The organism is Paenibacillus xanthanilyticus (assembly GCF_042682185.1).
Taxonomy (GTDB): Bacteria; Bacillota; Bacilli; order Paenibacillales; family Paenibacillaceae; genus Paenibacillus_Z; species Paenibacillus_Z xanthanilyticus.
In genome coordinates this window covers 806,805-823,463 of sequence record NZ_JBHUHA010000001.1, presented here as the reverse complement: position 1 = coordinate 823,463, position 16,659 = coordinate 806,805, and the positions used below count along the sequence as shown (strand labels likewise).

The window sequence follows — 16,659 nt, the reverse complement described above, 5'->3', positions numbered from 1 at the left end:
AATCTCAGCGGAGGTGGGGATCATGAATCGTCACATGATTGCGATGCTGGTGTGGTTGAGTGTCTCGATCCTGCTCACCGGCTGTTTCGGCAAGCAGGAGATTAACGATTTGGCCATGGTGACGGCTGTCGGACTTGATGTATATGGCGCGAATCAAGTTAGCTTAAGCGTACAGATCGTAAGACCCGCTGATGCGAGGGGGCAGACGGGAGCGCCGTCTGGCGGCACGGGAGAGCCGATCTATTCTATCCAGTCGCAGGGGCGGACGATCTTCGAGGCGGCGCGCAATCTGGCGCGATTTTCATCCAGGAGGGTCTATTGGGCGCACAACTTCGTGATCGTGATCGGGGAGAAATACGCGCGGCGGGGCATAGCCGATATGATCGATTTCTTCACCCGCAATCATGAGCTGCGCATGTCGACGTGGGTCGTGGTGACGCCGGACAAGGCAAGCGAGGTTATCGCGACGATTACGGGCATGGAGGTTGTCCCCGGCGAGGCGATCGACAAGCTGTTCCGCTACAATCAGATCGTCGCCGAGGCGCCGGGCTCCAACATGATGCGGCTCCAAGAATCGTTCCTTGCGACGGGAACGGAGCCGGTGCTGGCCAAGGTTCAATTGAAGCCGCGGGGCATTTCCAACAAGAAGCCGAACCAATTCGGGTCGCTCAAACAAGTCGTACTCTCGGGGGCGGCGGTGTTTAAAGGGGATAAAATGCAGGGATGGCTGTCGCCGAAGGATGCCAAAGGGCTGCTGCCCTTCATTGAAGGGGTCGATTCGGAAATCGCGGTCGTGAATTGCCCGGACGAGCCCGGCAAACGAACCACGCTGGAGTTGAAGCAGTTGACCCAATCCATGAAGCCGGGCTGGAAGGACGGCAAGGTTACGCTGCGCATTAAGCAGAAGATCGATGCCAATCTCGTGGAACTGGGCTGCTCGAAGCCGTATGCAGATGTTCGCGGGCAGTTGGAGGAAAAGCTCCGGCAGCAGATGGAAGATCAGGTGATGAAGATTTTCGATATCGCCCAGAAGCAATACCGGACGGACTTTCTGAAAGTGGGACAGTCGTTCCATAACCGTTATCCGTTGGAGTGGCGCAAGGTGGCGTCCGAATGGGACGACTATTTCGCCGAAGCGGACGTTACGGTGCGCACGGAGGTCAAGCTGACCAGCCCGGTTCTGAAGTTGAAGGAACCGACGAGCGGAAAGGAACTGAAGTGAACGTACGCATATCGAACGGCATGCTGCTCGCGCTCGTCATGAATGTGATTTATGCCAAAGCAATCGGGATCACGCAGGGGATTATCGCCCGCGAGGTGGCGGCCGACATGTGGCTCTCCACGCTGATCGGCACGGTTCAAGGAATGGCGGCGGCATGGCTGACCGCGCGCGTCCTTCGGATGGACGGGCAATCGTCGATCATCGAAATGACGGCCAAGGCGGGCGGCAAATGGGCGGGAAAACTAATCGCGGCGGTGCTGCTGCTGTTCTTTATAGGCGCGTTCGCCATGGTGCTCGTGACGTTTACCTATCACTTGATGGATTATTTTCTGCCGGAGGCGCCCGTCATTCTATTCGTCGTGGCCGCGCTCGTCGTCGGATTGTTCGGGGCCTACCATGGTCTCGAAGTGATGGGACGCATGGCGTTCGTCGGCGTGTTCTCCATTCTCATTCTCAACATTCTCGTGATGATGGGTTCGATCTCGGAATTCGACGTCAAGAATTTGCTGCCCGTCATGGATAGCGGATTAGCGCGGACGGTCTGGGCCAGCCGGCATTTCGATACGGATTGGTCGCTTGCGACGATGATGATCGCCGTGCTGCTGCCGCACGTGAAGAAGCCGCAGCGGTGGGGAAGGGCGTCCGCGGTGAGTATTCTATTCGCGGGACTCGCCGTTGCCATCTGGCCGGTGCTGGAGTGCGGGGTATTGTCCGCCGAAGCCACGAGAGAATATATCGTCTCGTGCATGCAGCTGGCCAGAACCGCTCACATCGGGTTATTCCTCCATCGGTACGAAATGATCATGGTCGCCTTCTTCGCAACGTCCTCGCTTATCCAAATTATGATGTCCCTCTTCTGCGCTTCGCTGTGCGCGGCCAAAATCGTCGGCGCGGAAGATTCCCGCCGCATGCTGATCCCGATGGCGCTGCTGCTGGGAGGGGCCGGTTATTGGATCGTGGCGGACCACATGCGCGCCATGGTGTTCACGGCGGATTATTGGCCGTTGTTCGCGATCCCCGTTGCGCTTGGCGTCCCGCTGCTTGTTGGCGCGATCAGCTTGCTACGTAAAGCGAAGAAGCCTGCTGCGTAAATCCGCGCGAAGGGGCGGGGCGTTCGTTTGACCCTTAGTTGCGGATGTCTCATAATAGGAGGACACGGCAAGGAATAGGGAGGCATGTACCGGATGAAATTTATTCGCCTGCTGCTGCTTGCTCTCGTCTTCGTCCTGACTGCCGCGGCCTTGACTGTGTATCTGTACGCTGCCCCGCGCGAAGAGCTGGACTTGTCCTACCGGCCGGTGCCGCTGATGGAACGCGCCGTCGAGATGCTCCGGCGGCAATCGTTGGAGCTTGTGCTGACGGAGGACGATCTGAATCAACTGGCCAAACGGTCATTGGCGCTCCATCCGAACGTTCGCCCGAACGTGAGAATTACCGGAGCCGCGTTCGGTCTGGAAGGCGACCGGATGATCGCAGACGTCAACGCGAAGCTGTTTGGCTTCTGGCCGGTCGGGCTGCATGCGGTCTATACCTTCCGGTGGGAGGCGCCGAATCTGATCGGCATACCGATCGGAATGAAGGCCGGCGGCATCGCACTGCCGGAGGAGCGGATCGGCGAGCTGGTCATCCCGATCGGGGAAGAGCTGCCGATTATTAAGCTGGACGAGGTGTTTTTGAAGAACGGCCGCATTCATATCCGAATTCATCCGCCAAGCTTGTCCGATTTGAAACGACTATTGTAGGAGGCATCATTCATGACGCAGATTCAGCGCCCCGAATTGAACCGCGATTACATATTAAAGACGCTGGAGCGGCTGCTCGGCACGCCGAGTCCGAGCGGATACTGCAAGGACGCGATCCGCTTCGTTCGCGAAGAAGCGGATAAGCTCGGATTCCCTTCGGAACTGACGCCTAAAGGCAATGCGATCATTACGATTGAAGGAAGCGGCGGTGCGTCGGAAGCCGGCACGCTCGGTCTGACGGCCCATGTCGACACGTTAGGCGCGATGGTCCGCGCGATCAAGCCGGGCGGCACGATCCGATTCACGAGCGTCGGCGGCTACATGATGCATTCGGTGGAAGGGGAATACTGCCTCATCCATACGAGAGACGGCAGAACCTATGAAGGCACGGTGCTGCCGATCAAGCCTTCCGTGCATGTGTATACCGACGCCAGAGACATGAAGCGCGACGAAGCGAATATGGAGATTCGCATCGACGAGGTTGTGAAGACAAAGGAAGACGTCGAGAAGCTGGGCATCGCGGTGGGCGATTTTATATCTTGGGATCCCCGGACGCGCCTGCTGTCCAACGGGTTGGTCAAGTCTCGCCATCTGGATGACAAGGCGAGCGTCGCCGCGCTGCTGGGCGTGCTGGAGTGGTTGAAGCGGGAAGGGAAGCTCCCGCAGCGCACGGTGAAGGTGATCATTTCCACGTATGAGGAGGTAGGGCACGGCTCCTCGTATATTCCGCCGGATATTACGGAGATGCTGGCGATTGATATGGGCGCGCTCGGCGACGACCTGTCGGCGACCGAATACGACGTCTCCATCTGCGCCAAGGATTCGACCGGGCCATACGATTACGATATGACGTCCGTCCTCATCGGGCTTGCGAAGGATGCGGGCATTCCGCACGCGGTCGATATTTACCCGCATTATGGCTCCGATGCATCCGCGGCGCTGCACGGCGGATGCAATATTCGCGCGGCGCTGATCGGCCCCGGTGTCCATGCTTCGCACAGCATGGAGCGCACGCACGCCGACGCGATCGTGAACACCGGCGCGCTCATTGCGTTATATATGATGCAAGGCTGATTGGTTTGCGTGCGCAATCGGAGGATTGAGCATGCAGCATTCAGCCCAAGGCTGATTGGTTTGCGTGCGCAATCGAAGGATTGAGCATGCAGCATTCAGCCCAAGGCTGATTGGTTTGCGTGCGCAATCGAAGGATTGAGCATGCAGCATTCAGCCCAAGGCTGATTGGTTTGCGCGCGCAATCGGAAGATGGAGCATGCAGCATTCAGCCCGAGGCTGATTGGTTTGCGTGCGCAATCGGAAGATTGAGCATGCAGCATTCAGCCCAAGGCTGATTGGTTTGCGTGCGCAATCGAAGGATTGAGCATGCAGCATTCAGCCCAAGGCTGATTGGTTTGCGTGCGCAATCGAAGGATTGAGCATGCAGCATTCAGCCCAAGGCTGATTGGTTTGCGTGCGCAATCGAAGGATTGAGCATGCAGCATTCAGCCCAAGGCTGATTGGTTTGCGTGCGCAATCGGAAGATTGAGCATGCAGCATTCAGCCGGAGCAAAGCTGATTGGTTTTTTACCACGATGTTAAAATCGTCGGATGCGCCCGACATGGAGTTGCGGTATAATAGCACGTATCGACAATTTTCATGGGGGCGTAACCATTGGCTCAGCTTTATTACAAATACGGCACGATGAACAGCGGCAAATCATTCGAAATCATTAAAGTCGCGCATAATTACGAGGAGCAAGGCAAGCCGGTGCTCATTTTCTCTCCTTCGGTGGATACCCGCAGCGGCTCGGAGCAGGTCGGCTCCCGCGTTGGATTCCAGCGGCCGGCTATCCCGGTGCATGACGATACCGATCTGTACGAAAGCGTGAAGGCGTATCAGCCTCGGCCCGAGACGAAACAAATCTACTGTGTGCTCATTGACGAGGCGCAGTTTCTGAAGAAGCATCACGTCCTGGAGCTGACGCGGGTCGTCGACGAGCTGAACGTGCCGGTGATGGCGTTCGGCCTGAAGAACGACTTCCAGAACCAGCTGTTCGAGGGCAGCTATTATTTGCTCGTGCAAGCGGACAAGATCGAGGAGATCAAGACGATCTGCTGGCATTGCGACCGCAAGGCCACGATGGTCATTCGGTACCGAGACGGTCGGCCGGTGAACGAGGGCGAGCAAATTCAAATCGGCGGCAACGAGGACTACAAGCCGGTATGCCGCAAGTGTTACAATCAAGCGTTCGTCGCGCCGTCCGCATAGGGCAGACGGCAGGATACATAAAGGCTGAGCGGGTTGCGAGGGCAACCTGCTCAGCCTTTATTTGTCGTTGTGACATAGCGGCGTGACCTCGCGGTAGCCGGCAGCGATGCTTACGCGCCGATCATACTGCGCGCGATCCAGACGCCCGCCGCGCCGGCTTGGGCAAGTCCGCGCGTGATGCCTGCGCCGTCTCCGCCGCAGTAGAGCCCGCGAATCTCCGTCTCCAGGTGCTCGGTCAGCTTCGGGCGGGCAGAGTAGAACTTCGCTTCGACGCCGTAGAACAGCGTATGCTCGGATGCGATGCCCGGCGTGACCTTCTCCAGCGCTTCAACCATCTCGACAAGGCTCTTCATCGTGTTGTACGGCAGCACGAGACCAAGATCGCCTGGCACGGCTTCCTTCAGCGTCGGCTCGAGGAAGCCTTCCCGGATGCGGCTCTCCGTCGACCGGCGGCCGCGGATGATATCGCCGTACTTCTGCACGATGACCCCGCCATTGGACAGATCGTTCGCCCGTTTGCAAATTTCGCGCGCGTATTCGTTCGGCTTGTCGAACGGCTCCGTGAATTTATGCGAGACGAGAAGGGCGAAGTTCGTATTGGGCGAGCCGAGGGCCGGATCCTTGTAGGAATGGCCGTTCGCCGCCATGACGCCGCTGTGGTTCTCGACGACGACGTGTCCGGACGGGTTGCTGCAGAAGGTTCTGACGCGCGTGCCAACCGAGGTGTTGAAGATGAATTTGCCTTCATACAGATGCTCGTTGATCTCCCGCATGACGACGTCGGAGGTCTCGACGCGCACGCCCACGTCAACCTGGTTGTTGTACATTTTAAGCCGGCGCTTCTTCAGAATAGACGTCAGCCATTCCGAGCCGTCGCGTCCCGGGGCGATCATGACGCGGTCGGCTTCGTGCACCTCGCCGTTCTTAAGCTCGATGCCGGCGATGCGGTGCGCGCCGTCTTCCTTCACGGTTACGATATCCTCGACCATCGTCTTGAACGACATATCGATGCGCGTTTTCAAATATTCATAGATGGATTGAAGGATCTCCAAATTCTGCTCGGTACCCAGGTGGCGCACCTGCGCGCGCAGCAGCTTCAAGCCGGCCGCGTAGCCGCGTTGCTCAATATTGCGGATCGTCTCCGTCGTCGGGTCCGTAATCGCCGGCGTCGCGCCGTGCTCGAGGTTGATGGCATCGACGTACTGTATCAAGTCGAGCACCTTGGAAGGCGCGAGGTAGTCCGTCAGCCAGCCGCCGAATTCGGTCGTGATGTTGAATTTGCCGTCGCTGTACGCGCCCGCGCCGCCGAACCCGGCTGTTATGGAGCAGGCCGGCAGACAGCCCGCGAAATCCTTCTTGCCGGCTGGCGGCGGACATAGCGTGATTTTCTCCTCCAGGATCGGACAGCTTCTCCGATAGATGTCATGCCCTTTATCCACGAGCAGCACCTTCAAGTGAGGCGCCTTCAGCGTCAATTCATAGCATGCGAAAATTCCGGCCGGCCCGGCTCCTACTACAATCACATCGTACTTGCTCACGGTTCATCGTCCTCCAAGGTCGTATAAGTTAGGATTCAAAAGGGTGCCTGCCTCCATCGGCGCGTCCGCGTACGCACGAGCATAAGAACGCAAAAAATCCTGGCGCCGAACGGGTATGCGTCAAAGGCAACCCGTTCGTAGCCAGGAATTTAAGGTTCCTTGTAGAGACCCCCGAACCGTATTATCGAGGATATACGAACAGTCGTAATATATGTTTGTCGGTCGTTGCATGATTGATCTTAATAGACGAAGACGTATATGTCAACAGAATAATGTCAAAACATTCGTGTTTGGGTCATAATCGGTGCCGTAAAGGTAGAGACGCAAGATGACCTCTAGCAAAAACCGAACATTAATGACATCCTCATCACCGATGCGCATAAATTTCAGACTATTCCAAGTAGAGGCCGAAATCGAGCCGTTTACCGCGTAAGGATAAAAAGCGGGTTCGCAAGGCACGATGAAGTGTATAGGTAGATGAATGGACCGCCAAAGAGCATCCAAACACGGGAGGTGGCTGATCATGGGCAGTTTTTGGCAGATGGTCAAAAAAGGCAACACATCTTCGGCCGTGGCGGCGCTCGGGAATGCTGGTCTGGCCGTCTTGAAGGGGATCGCGGCCGCGATAAGCGGGAGCGGCGCCATGTTCGCATCCGCGATGCATTCCGTCGCGGACGCGGTGAATCAGGCGTTCGTCTTTACCGGCAGCGTGCTTGCGGAGAAGGCGCCAACCAGACGATTCCCGACAGGCTTCGGCCGGGTCATCAACTTGTTCTGCATGTTCGCGGTCATCGTCGTCACCGTCATGGCGTACGAGACCGTGCTGGAGGGCATTCATCTGCTGGAGCACCCGGCCGACGCCTCGAATTTCTGGCTGAACTTCGCGGTACTCGCGATCGCGATTGCGGTGGACGGCTTCGTTTTGATCAAGGCGATGAAGGAAATCGTGAAGGAGACGCGAGCGGATGCGGGAGGCGGCTTGTTGATCGCGGCCATCCGCAACGTTGGACGCGCGGCTCCGCCCACGCGGTTAGTCTTTTACGAGGACGTGGTAGCCACCAGCGGGGCGCTGCTTGCTTTGATCGCCGTCATCATCGCGGAGTTCACGGCATTCCGTCTCTTCGACGGCATCGCGACGATTCTGATCGGAATATTGATGGTCGGCGTCGCGTTCAAGGTCGGTTACGACAACATGGTCGGTCTCGTCGGCGTCGCCGCTCCGCTGGATGTCGAATCGCGGGTCGCGCGCGTCATTTTGGACGATCCGGATGTCACGGATATCAACAAAATGCGCATTCTGCAGGAAGGCCGCTTTTATCACGTCGAAAGCTATATCGAGCTAAGACCCGGCTTGACGCTGGCCGTCGCAGACGACATCAAATTCCGCGTTCGGGACAAACTGCTGGCGACCCCGGATATCGCGGACGTGATGCTCGGCATCATCGAGGACAACGGCGTTCGCGATTGGCAGCCAACCCGCGAAGCGCCGAAATCATAAACGATTTGGGAGGTTATCACTGATGGATAAAGAGAAGGACGGATCGAAATACAAACTGTCCGAAATGGAGCATGAGCTGGCCGAGCAGCTCGAAAAGGGACCGATGAACGCGGAGTCCGACACCGAGGAAAGAGCGCGCGTCAAGCTGCCGCCCAAGTACGAAATGCGCATCGCTTCCGAGCATGACCCGGTGGCCGAGGAAACGAAGCTGTTCCGTTCCATGGCGCAGGAAGTGGATGGGCGATATGACAAATATGCGGACTCGCATCGCGAGGAATCGCCGGGCAATAAGTAACATCTGCGTATGGACTCACGTTCAACGAGGACGGCCCGCATCGACATGACGTTGATGCGGGTCGTTTTTTCGCATGCGAATTCAGCGGGTTATCTTCTGAAGCGCTTGTTCCACATGCCGGACCCATTCTTTGGCCGCGAAGGACATCGCGCGGTCTTTGCGCCAGATCATCGACAACCGCCAAGGGATGGCCGGCTCGATCGCGATGGTAGCGAACCGGTTCGGATCCAACTGTCGGCAGATGCCTTCCGGCAAGAGCGTAATGCCGTATCTCGCCGCGATCATCTCCGTCATAAAGTCCCACTGCGAGCTTTCCAATACGATGCGCGGTTCATAACCGGCAAGCTTGCATTGCTCCTTGATCAAATGATGAAGCGTGAAATCTTCCCGGAACATGACGAACGCCTCGCGTTCGAGCTCCGCTAACGGCACGGTTCGGCGATGGGCGAAGGGATGCTGCTTATCCGCGACCAGCAGCAAGTCCTCATGAAGGCAGGGCATAATGCAAAACTTGGCTTCGTCCTTCACCGGAAGGAGCACCATCCCGAAGTCCAACTCCCCTTCCAGAATATCCTCTTCCAGCCGCTTGCCTCCACGCTCCGTCACCTGCAGCCGAATATCCGGGTAGAGCGCGAGAAACCGTTCGATTACCGGCGGCAGGAAAGTGCTGCCGATCATGGGAGGTATGCCGAGGTGAAGCTTGCCCTTCTTGAGCGCCAGCACCTCCGCCAATTCGCCGGACATCCGCTCGACGGATTGCAGAACCTGCCGCGCCGATTTGAGGATGACCGCGCCGGCATCCGTAAGCTCGAGCGGTTTGGCCGACCGGTCGAGGAGCAGGACGCCCAATTCCTCCTCGAGCAGCCGTACCATTTTGGACAACGAGGGCTGGGAAAGATGAAGCTGGCGCGCCGCTTGCGTGAAACTGCCGGCTTCCGCCACGGTTACGAAATAGTGCAGCTGTTTAAGATCCATGCTCGCGCTCCTGTCGTTTATATCGAATTCTAGATGATTAATCGCGAATGACTATAACCAAAAGGCATGGCAGCGATTCGAAATATGTATTTTACCTATAACGGAGGCGGATGTAAACTTAGCGGTATCCTATACAACAAGAAATCAGGTGCAGCTATGATAAAACTCGAAGAAATGGCAGCTTCCGTCGCTACGCGCCCGGCATCCGCGTCGCTGACGGTCAAGGACGCGATCGTGCTGCCGCCCGATACGAATCACCACGGCACGATTTTCGGCGGCAAGCTGATGGCTTACATCGACGACGTGGCGACGATCGCCGCGACGCGTCATGCCAGAAGGCCGGTCGTGACCGCGTCGACCGACTCGGTCGATTTTCTCCATCCCGTCAAAAAAGGCGATGCGGTTAGTTTGTCCGCGTTCGTGACATGGTCGCACAAAACATCCATGGAAGTGTTCGTGCGCGTCGTGACCGAGGATTTGTTAACCGGCAAACGCAAAGTGTCGGCTACTTCGTTCTTGACTTTCGTCGCGCTCGGCGACGACGATCGCCCGGCGGAAGTACCGGGCGTGCAGCCCGAATCCGATGAAGAACGGCTGCTTTACAATACGGCCCCCGAACGGAAGGAAGCCCGGCGCATTCGACGCCAGGAGAGCAAGCATTTCGCCGACTTCATGGGAACGGACGACGCTCGCCGCGTGCCGCCAAGCTCGCGCGGAACAGCCCAGTCCCATAAGGGCAGTCAAGCATTCGCGTGCGCGTGGGAGTCGGAGTGGTAAATTGGATGGGCAGAAGGAAAGCCGCAGCGGCCGCTGCGGCTTTTTTATGTAGGGAGAGATTCGCTTACGGACGAAGCTTCGGCAGGCGAGGGCGCAGGATCGGGATAAGCGCGGCGGCAACGATGGCTTTGACCGTATCGCCGAAGAGGAACGGATAGCAGCCCTGAACATAGGCTTCGCTCATCGACATCTTGGTCACGTGGGACAGCCAAGGCAATCCTGTCGTATAGAGCAGCGCGACGCCGAAGACCATCAAGCCAAAGAAGAGCAGGACTGTCTTGCCTTTCGTAAAGGCGCCCCCGGAGCGGAACAGCTTGTCGCTGACCAAGCCAACGAACAGCGCGGCGAACGGGTACATCCAAATATAACCGCCGGTCGCGCCGGTCAGCAGCGAGATGCCGCCGTTGCCGTGGAAGAGCGGAAGTCCGGTCGCCGTGAGCAGGATGACGACCGCAATGCTCCAGAAGCCGTAGAATGCGCCGAGCAGTCCGCCGGCGAGCATGATCGTGAGCGTCTGCAGCGTAATCGGAACGGGCGTAAATCCGAGCGGGATCTTCAGCCAGCTGGACGCGACGAACAAAGCCGCAAACAACGCAGTAAATACGATGCCTCGGATGGCGTAAACCGTTTGATTCGTTGATGCGTAAGCGGGTTGTGACGTGGTGGACATTGTCAAATCTCCTTTCGAATGTTAACCTAGTTGATAGATTGTTGGTTAACAATTCGGATTCTACCACGGTCTGCCAGCCTTGAGAAGAGGGAATTTTGATGACGCATACGAATTTTACTGGACAAGAGGTACTTGAATTGCAGCTAAAGGACGTTAGGGTCGAGGGAGCGCCTGAGCCCGAAGCGCAGCGCGCGCCAAGGCTCCGCACGGTTAACATAACGCTTGCGCCCGGAGAATGGTTGTACATAGCAGGGACGAACGGGAGCGGCAAATCGACGCTAGCCCGCTTGTTGGCGGGCCTCAGCATGGAAGGCGTCAGCGGCACGATCGTTCGAGGGTTCGCCGGCGAATATCCGGCGCCTTACGTGATGCAGCAGCCCGATGCGCAGTTGTTCGGCGAGACGCCGCGCGAAGAAATTGCTTTCGCTCTGGAGTGGATGGGGATGAAAGCGGACGAGATCGATTCGCGCTTGACGGAGACGCTTCGCCGGACAGGGCTAGCGGCGGTCTCGGATGTTGCATGGGAGCAGCTGTCCGGCGGACAAAAGCAGTTGGCGGCGATCGCGGCGGCGATCGCAGCAGAAGCGCCGCTGCTCGTGCTGGATGAGGCAACATCCATGCTGGATGATCAGACGCGGTCGCTCGCACACGAACTTATACGCGAGCGGCACGCAGCGGGCAGCGCCATCGTTTGGGTAACACAGCGGTTAGACGAGCTGATGCCCGAAGAACGGGTGGTGGCCGTTATCGAAGGCGAGATCGGCTTCGATGGTCGGGCGCGGGATTTTTTCTACGGGAGGGACGAAGCGTCAGGCACAACGCCTTGCGAGGCCAGCGGCCTGCAGCCCGGTTACTTGATGAAGCTGGCGCTAGCGATGCGCGACGAGGGATTGCTGCGCGATCCGCTTCCGATGACCGATGCGGAGTGGCGGGAGGTCGTTGATTTATGAGCAGCGGGAACAATTTCATGTCATTAAAGATTTATGGCATTAAAGTTAATGACATTAATTATAAGGCTGAACCGCTAAATGCTGGCGGATTGCGTCTGAATCCCGGCACGATTACCGTTCTGATCGGCCCGAATGGGGCGGGGAAGTCGTTCCTGTTGGAGAGCATCGCCGGCCTTCGCCCGGAATCCGAGATCGCAGCGGCGTTCGGCGATGACCCGATCTGGACAACGAAAGGCAGGCGCCGTTTGCTGAATCGTGCGGCCCTGATGAAGTATGGCTATGCGAGCCAGTCGCCCGAGGAGCAGCTCATCGCCCGTACCGTGAAGGACGAGCTGGATTACGCGCTGAAGCCTTACGGACTGTCGGCATCCACGATAAGGGCAAGAACGGACGAAGCGCTCAATACGGTCGGCTGGGACGAGTCGTGGCTCGATCGCGAACCGCAGCATATGAGCGGCGGGGAGCGGCGCCGGGCGGCGCTCGCTTGTTTGTTCGCCGTGCCGGCCCCATGGCTGTTATTGGACGAGCCGACGGCTGGCTTAGACGCGGCCGCGCACGTCGATCTGGCGCGCGCGTTAAAGCAGCGTTCCGCTGAAGGTCAAGGGATTGTGCTGATTTCGCACGATACGGACTGGGCGATCCCGCTCGCGGATCAAGTGCTGCTCATGGGGCGAGACCGGTCGATCCGGCAGTGCGCGCCGGAACGATTGCTCGACCATCCCGAGTGGTTCTCGGAATGCGGCATGGCCATCCCCGAATGGTTGAACGTGCTTGGCGGATTGCGTCGCCTTGGCGTCGAGGTCAGCGTTGGCGCGACGGCCGAATATACGGCTGGTGCGGCATCGGCAGCGCTGAAGAACCTCTCGGGCCCTGCTGCCGGGTTCATGGAGATAGGGCAAGAAGCGCCAGCCTTCCGATATCCATCTGCGCGATTAGAGACGTCACATCTTAGCGAGGCATCGGCTGCCGCCATACACACGACACGTGAAGACGAGCGCGCGAAATCGCGGCTGACGGCATTTGATCCGCGTTCGGTCTGGCTCGGTTACGTGCTGCTGTCCACCGCGATTCTGCTGCAGAAGTCTTGGCCGGGCATCGCGGCCAGCGCCGCGATTACGGCGGTCGCTATAGTCGTCGGCCGCATTCCGCTTCGCCGCTGGCAGGGCGCGATTAAAGCCATGGCGACGTTCTCGGTCACCGCCGCGCTCGTCGCCGGCCTCGAGGGCGGAGGTTATGGCTTAACCTGGGAGCTCGACGGATTCCTGGCGTCGCTGCAATCGCTGGCCAGGCCCATGCTCGTCATGCTGCTCGGCTTCGGCTTGCCGATCGTCATCACGCCCCTGCGACTGCGCCGAGCCTTGGAGCAGACGCTCGCCGTACGCGGTCAAGTGCCGCGCGTCGGACAGACGGTTATTCTCACGGTGACGCTGCTGCTTCGATTTGTTCCGGTGCTCCTTGCCGAGTGGCAGCGTTTCGCCAAGCAGAGCCTTGCCCGCGGGAAGACGGCCCGATTCTCGCTTCGCAAGCTGCCGGGTCAGCTCCGCGAGTTCGTGATGCCGTTCATGTTGGCCCTCTTTCGAATCGCGGAGCAAGCGGCCAGCGCCTTGGAGAGCCGCGGCGTAGGACGCAGGCCTTATCCGCGTGTGCGGCGAACGCTGCGCTGGCGGTGGAAGGACTTCGCTTTGACCGCGTCCTGTCTAGTGCTGCTGCTCTTGTTCTGGCGGATCGCCTAGCCGCGAGGCGGCTTCATCTTCACGATTTCCTCCCGAGCTTGTCTGAAAGAAATGGCGAAATCATTCATTTGCTGATAAAATGGGAGATGCTAGCGGCGAAGGGAAAGGGAGAGAACGAAGATGGCACATCAGCACGATCAGAGCCATGCGCATTCCGTATTGGCCCAAGATATGCTTGCCGTTATGGCTCGGAACGGATGGCGAATCACGGAGCAGCGCAAGACGCTTGCCCAAATTTTTTCGGATCACGACGGCTATTTGTCGCCTAAAGACGTGTATGACCAAATGAGCGCGAAATATCCGAGCGTCAGCTTCGATACCGTATACCGAAATCTGAGGATGCTCAGCGAGATGGGCGTGCTGGAGCAATTTTATTTCATGGAAGGCGGCCTGAAGTTCAAGGGCAGCTGCCTGTCCCATCATCATCACCATTTAATATGCGTGAACTGCGAGAAGACGATGACGTTCGACTATTGCCCGATGGAGCAGTCGCTTGATTTGCCCGGCAATTATCAAATTTTGAATCATCGCTTCGAAATTTACGGCATTTGCGAAGCGTGCCGCAAGGAAGGCGCGCAGCCATAATAGGACGTGCATGAAGCCGGGGGTGTGTCCCTGGCTTTTTTGCGCGGCTTGTCGCGCCCATGGGAGCGAGGCGCGGCGAGTTTGAGGAGCCAGGGGAATTGCGCTATCATGGTAGCATTGCGTTAGGCGTTCCGACCGCGGGTAGGGTCGGTTCGCGCAAGCGGGGAAAGGGGATTGAAACACGATGGAGCACGTGCAGAGAGCAGTGGAAGCCCGCTGCCTGATCGTCACGTCGGTTGAGGCGGAATTGGAGGCCGTGAAGCGCGGTATTGGCGATAATGAGCGGTTCCGCATCATCGTAGGCGGCGTTGGACAAGCCGCCGCTGCGGCCTCGACGGCAGCGGCGCTCGCCTTGGGCCACTACGAGCGGGTTATTAATATGGGGATCGGCGGGGGCTTCCGAGGCGCGGCCGATATCGGCACGATCGTGGTGGCGAGCGAGATCGTCGCCGCTGATCTGGGCGCGGAATCGGCGGACGGCTTTATGTTGATCGACGAGCTCGGCTTCGGTTCCGCGCGCATGATGATCGATGAATCGGCATCGAGACAAGTCGCCGCGGCGTTGAACGCAAAAGGGTTCGCGGCGGCCTATGCGCCAATCCTTACGGTCTCAACCGTAACGGGGACGGCCAATACGGCGGAGGCGCTTTCCGCGCGCATCCCGGGGGCGGCCGCGGAAGCGATGGAAGGCTACGGCGTCGCGGCAGCCGCCAAGCTGATGAAGGTGCCGGTCATGGAGATCAGAGGGATCTCGAACGCGGTAGGACCGCGCGACCGGGATGCATGGCGAATCAAAGACGCGCTGCAGGCGCTTGAAGCGGCCGGCGCGGCGCTAACGGAGGTCATTTAAGATGAAAATCGCATTCTCGCCTTGTCCGAATGATACATTCGTCTTTCACGCGCTTGTGCACGGATTGGTACCGGGCGCTCCGGAATGGAACGTTATGTACGCGGATATCGACATCACCAACAAGCTGGCTTCTAGCGGCGACGGCCTGGACGTAATGAAAATATCGTATGCGGCGCTTCCTTGGGTGCTGGACGATTACCGGCTGCTTCCATGCGGAGGCGCGTTAGGCCGCGGATGCGGTCCGCTCGTCCTGACCAAAGACGGCAGCGTCGATCCGGCATCGCTCGCCGGCAAGCGCGTAGCGGTACCGAGCGAGCGCTCGACCGCTTATCTGCTGTTCCGTTTGTGGGCGGCACAGAAGGTGCCTGGCGGCATCGGGGAAGTGATCGTCATGCCTTTCCACGAAATCATGCCCGCCGTCCGGGACGGTCATATCGACGCGGGTCTTGTCATTCACGAAGCTAGATTCACGTACCCGACCTACGGCTTGTCGCTCATGGCTGACATGGGAAGCTGGTGGGAATCCGACACCGGACTGCCGATTCCGCTCGGGGCGATCATCGCCAAGCGGTCGCTGTCGAATCCGGATCAGATCGCAAGCTGGATACGCGAGTCGGTCGCATATGCATGGGCGCATCCCGAAGTATCCGAGGCTTATGTATTGGAACATTCGCAGGAGATGTCGCGCGATGTGGCCAAGCAGCATATCGAGCTGTACGTGAACGACTTCACCGCCGATCTGGGCGAGGACGGCTACGCCGCCGTCGAATCACTGCTTAGTCGAGCGGCGAAGGAAGGACTAGTGCCGGAATTCGACCTATCGCTGCTGCGTTAGCAGCGATAGCCGAGCCATTGTCGTAACCCCCCTGTTTTGCCTGTGCGGCGAAGCAGGGGGTTATTGCATTTCCGGGAAGCAACGCGGCGGTGCGGTCAAAACAGAAGGAAACCGTATGAATCTCTTGTCTTTGGTTGTCATGTCTGTCGCTCCTCGCCATATATCTGTAATGAAACCGAACATAAACCGAGAGTGGGGGATGTTGGTGGAGGAGGCGACGAGAGCCCAAATCGACGCGATTCACCAGGATGGATGCAGAGTCGTAAGCGTGGTTCCGACAAGGCAGGGCGGCAGACTCATCATTTATACCGACAACGGGCTTCATCTGTTTGGCCGGATCGTCCATGAATCGGGGGGCGCGACGCGGCGATATTTGAATGACTTGGCCGTATATGTTCAGCAGAAAAGAAATGAAAACGCATACAAGCTGCAATATATTCGGATTTTGGGCGACAAAATCAATCAAGGCTACGGTACGCTCATGATGAACCAGCTGCTTCGGCACGCCTTGGAACGGGGCGTCGACTACATTGACGGCCGCATGCAGGACGCGGGCGGCGAGGAGCATGACCGGCGGCTTCGACATTTTTACCGCAAGCTCGGCTTCGAGATCGGGGGAGATCGGGCGTTGATGTGGAGACCCGAAGGCAGCGCGACCATCGTCTCGCAGATCGGCCGTTCGAAGCCATAAACCGAGCGTCTTAGGCGTAATCTATAAAGATT

At 58.3% G+C, this 16,659-nt stretch carries 17 protein-coding genes and 1 riboswitch; of the genes, 14 read left to right on the top strand and 3 right to left on the bottom strand.

Annotated features, from left to right (window positions below; translation table 11 throughout):
• Positions 1 to 22: 22 nt before the first annotated feature.
• From ACFSKT_RS03500 to ACFSKT_RS03480, 5 genes are all read left to right on the top strand, one after another.
• Complete coding sequence (locus tag ACFSKT_RS03500; protein ID WP_377720412.1) at positions 23 to 1,222, top strand: Ger(x)C family spore germination protein; 1,200 nt, start codon at positions 23 to 25, stop codon at positions 1,220 to 1,222.
• Entirely contained in the window at positions 1,219 to 2,313 is a 1,095-nt protein-coding gene (locus tag ACFSKT_RS03495; protein WP_377720411.1) for a GerAB/ArcD/ProY family transporter, read from the top strand. Before ACFSKT_RS03500 ends, ACFSKT_RS03495 begins: the two co-directional genes overlap by 4 nt.
• A 93-nt stretch (positions 2,314 to 2,406) precedes the next feature.
• A complete protein-coding gene (locus ACFSKT_RS03490) occupies positions 2,407 to 2,964 on the top strand; it encodes a hypothetical protein (protein ID WP_377720410.1) in 558 nt (185 codons plus the stop codon).
• Positions 2,965 to 2,976: 12 nt separating this feature from the next.
• A complete protein-coding gene (locus ACFSKT_RS03485) occupies positions 2,977 to 4,038 on the top strand; it encodes a M42 family metallopeptidase (protein ID WP_377720409.1) in 1,062 nt (353 codons plus the stop codon).
• Between the two features lie 595 nt (positions 4,039 to 4,633).
• Positions 4,634 to 5,230, top strand: a complete 597-nt coding sequence (locus ACFSKT_RS03480; RefSeq protein WP_377720408.1) for a thymidine kinase — start codon at positions 4,634 to 4,636, stop codon at positions 5,228 to 5,230.
• Positions 5,231 to 5,340: 110 nt separating this feature from the next.
• Here the strand turns inward: ACFSKT_RS03480 and ACFSKT_RS03475 are convergent, their stop codons facing one another.
• Positions 5,341 to 6,768 carry an NAD(P)/FAD-dependent oxidoreductase gene (locus tag ACFSKT_RS03475; protein ID WP_377720407.1) on the bottom strand — a complete coding sequence of 476 codons (1,428 nt, stop codon included), beginning with the start codon at positions 6,766 to 6,768 and terminating at the stop codon, positions 5,341 to 5,343.
• Positions 6,769 to 6,886: 118 nt separating this feature from the next.
• Positions 6,887 to 6,986: riboswitch (purine riboswitch) on the bottom strand.
• 305 nt (positions 6,987 to 7,291) lie between these two features.
• Here ACFSKT_RS03475 and ACFSKT_RS03470 point away from each other — a divergent pair.
• Positions 7,292 to 8,266: a cation diffusion facilitator family transporter gene (locus ACFSKT_RS03470; RefSeq protein ID WP_377720406.1), complete on the top strand. Its 975-nt coding sequence runs from the start codon at positions 7,292 to 7,294 to the stop codon at positions 8,264 to 8,266.
• Between the two features lie 22 nt (positions 8,267 to 8,288).
• Positions 8,289 to 8,561 (top strand): hypothetical protein, encoded by a 273-nt coding sequence (locus ACFSKT_RS03465; protein WP_377720405.1) that lies wholly within the window; start codon positions 8,289 to 8,291, stop codon positions 8,559 to 8,561.
• Between the two features lie 81 nt (positions 8,562 to 8,642).
• On the opposite strand, the gene ACFSKT_RS03460 is transcribed toward ACFSKT_RS03465, so the two are convergent.
• Positions 8,643 to 9,536, bottom strand: a complete 894-nt coding sequence (locus ACFSKT_RS03460; protein ID WP_377720404.1) for a LysR substrate-binding domain-containing protein — start codon at positions 9,534 to 9,536, stop codon at positions 8,643 to 8,645.
• 156 nt (positions 9,537 to 9,692) lie between these two features.
• Between ACFSKT_RS03460 and ACFSKT_RS03455 the strand changes: the two genes are divergently transcribed.
• Positions 9,693 to 10,313 (top strand): acyl-CoA thioesterase, encoded by a 621-nt coding sequence (locus ACFSKT_RS03455; protein WP_377720403.1) that lies wholly within the window; start codon positions 9,693 to 9,695, stop codon positions 10,311 to 10,313.
• A gap of 64 nt (positions 10,314 to 10,377) precedes the next feature.
• Here the strand turns inward: ACFSKT_RS03455 and ACFSKT_RS03450 are convergent, their stop codons facing one another.
• Positions 10,378 to 10,983, bottom strand: a complete 606-nt coding sequence (locus ACFSKT_RS03450) for a biotin transporter BioY (protein ID WP_377720402.1) — start codon at positions 10,981 to 10,983, stop codon at positions 10,378 to 10,380.
• Between the two features lie 98 nt (positions 10,984 to 11,081).
• Between ACFSKT_RS03450 and ACFSKT_RS03445 the strand changes: the two genes are divergently transcribed.
• The 6 genes from ACFSKT_RS03445 (at position 11,082) to ACFSKT_RS03420 (ending at position 16,627) form a co-directional block, all read left to right on the top strand.
• Positions 11,082 to 11,933 (top strand): energy-coupling factor ABC transporter ATP-binding protein, encoded by an 852-nt coding sequence (locus ACFSKT_RS03445; RefSeq protein WP_377720401.1) that lies wholly within the window; start codon positions 11,082 to 11,084, stop codon positions 11,931 to 11,933.
• Positions 11,930 to 13,666 (top strand): ATP-binding cassette domain-containing protein, encoded by a 1,737-nt coding sequence (locus ACFSKT_RS03440; RefSeq protein WP_377720400.1) that lies wholly within the window; start codon positions 11,930 to 11,932, stop codon positions 13,664 to 13,666. Before ACFSKT_RS03445 ends, ACFSKT_RS03440 begins: the two co-directional genes overlap by 4 nt.
• A 120-nt stretch (positions 13,667 to 13,786) precedes the next feature.
• The gene (locus ACFSKT_RS03435) at positions 13,787 to 14,251 is read left to right on the top strand and encodes a Fur family transcriptional regulator (RefSeq protein ID WP_377720399.1); all 465 of its coding nucleotides are present in this window, start codon (positions 13,787 to 13,789) and stop codon (positions 14,249 to 14,251) included.
• A 184-nt stretch (positions 14,252 to 14,435) separates the two neighbouring features.
• Positions 14,436 to 15,101 (top strand): futalosine hydrolase, encoded by a 666-nt coding sequence (locus ACFSKT_RS03430; RefSeq protein WP_377720398.1) that lies wholly within the window; start codon positions 14,436 to 14,438, stop codon positions 15,099 to 15,101.
• 1 nt (position 15,102) lies between these two features.
• On the top strand, positions 15,103 to 15,936 hold the full coding sequence (locus ACFSKT_RS03425) for a 1,4-dihydroxy-6-naphthoate synthase (RefSeq protein ID WP_377720397.1): 834 nt from the start codon (positions 15,103 to 15,105) through the stop codon (positions 15,934 to 15,936).
• A gap of 199 nt (positions 15,937 to 16,135) precedes the next feature.
• Positions 16,136 to 16,627, top strand: coding sequence for a GNAT family N-acetyltransferase (locus ACFSKT_RS03420; RefSeq protein ID WP_377720396.1), 492 nt, complete (start codon positions 16,136 to 16,138; stop codon positions 16,625 to 16,627).
• Positions 16,628 to 16,659: the final 32 nt, after the last annotated feature.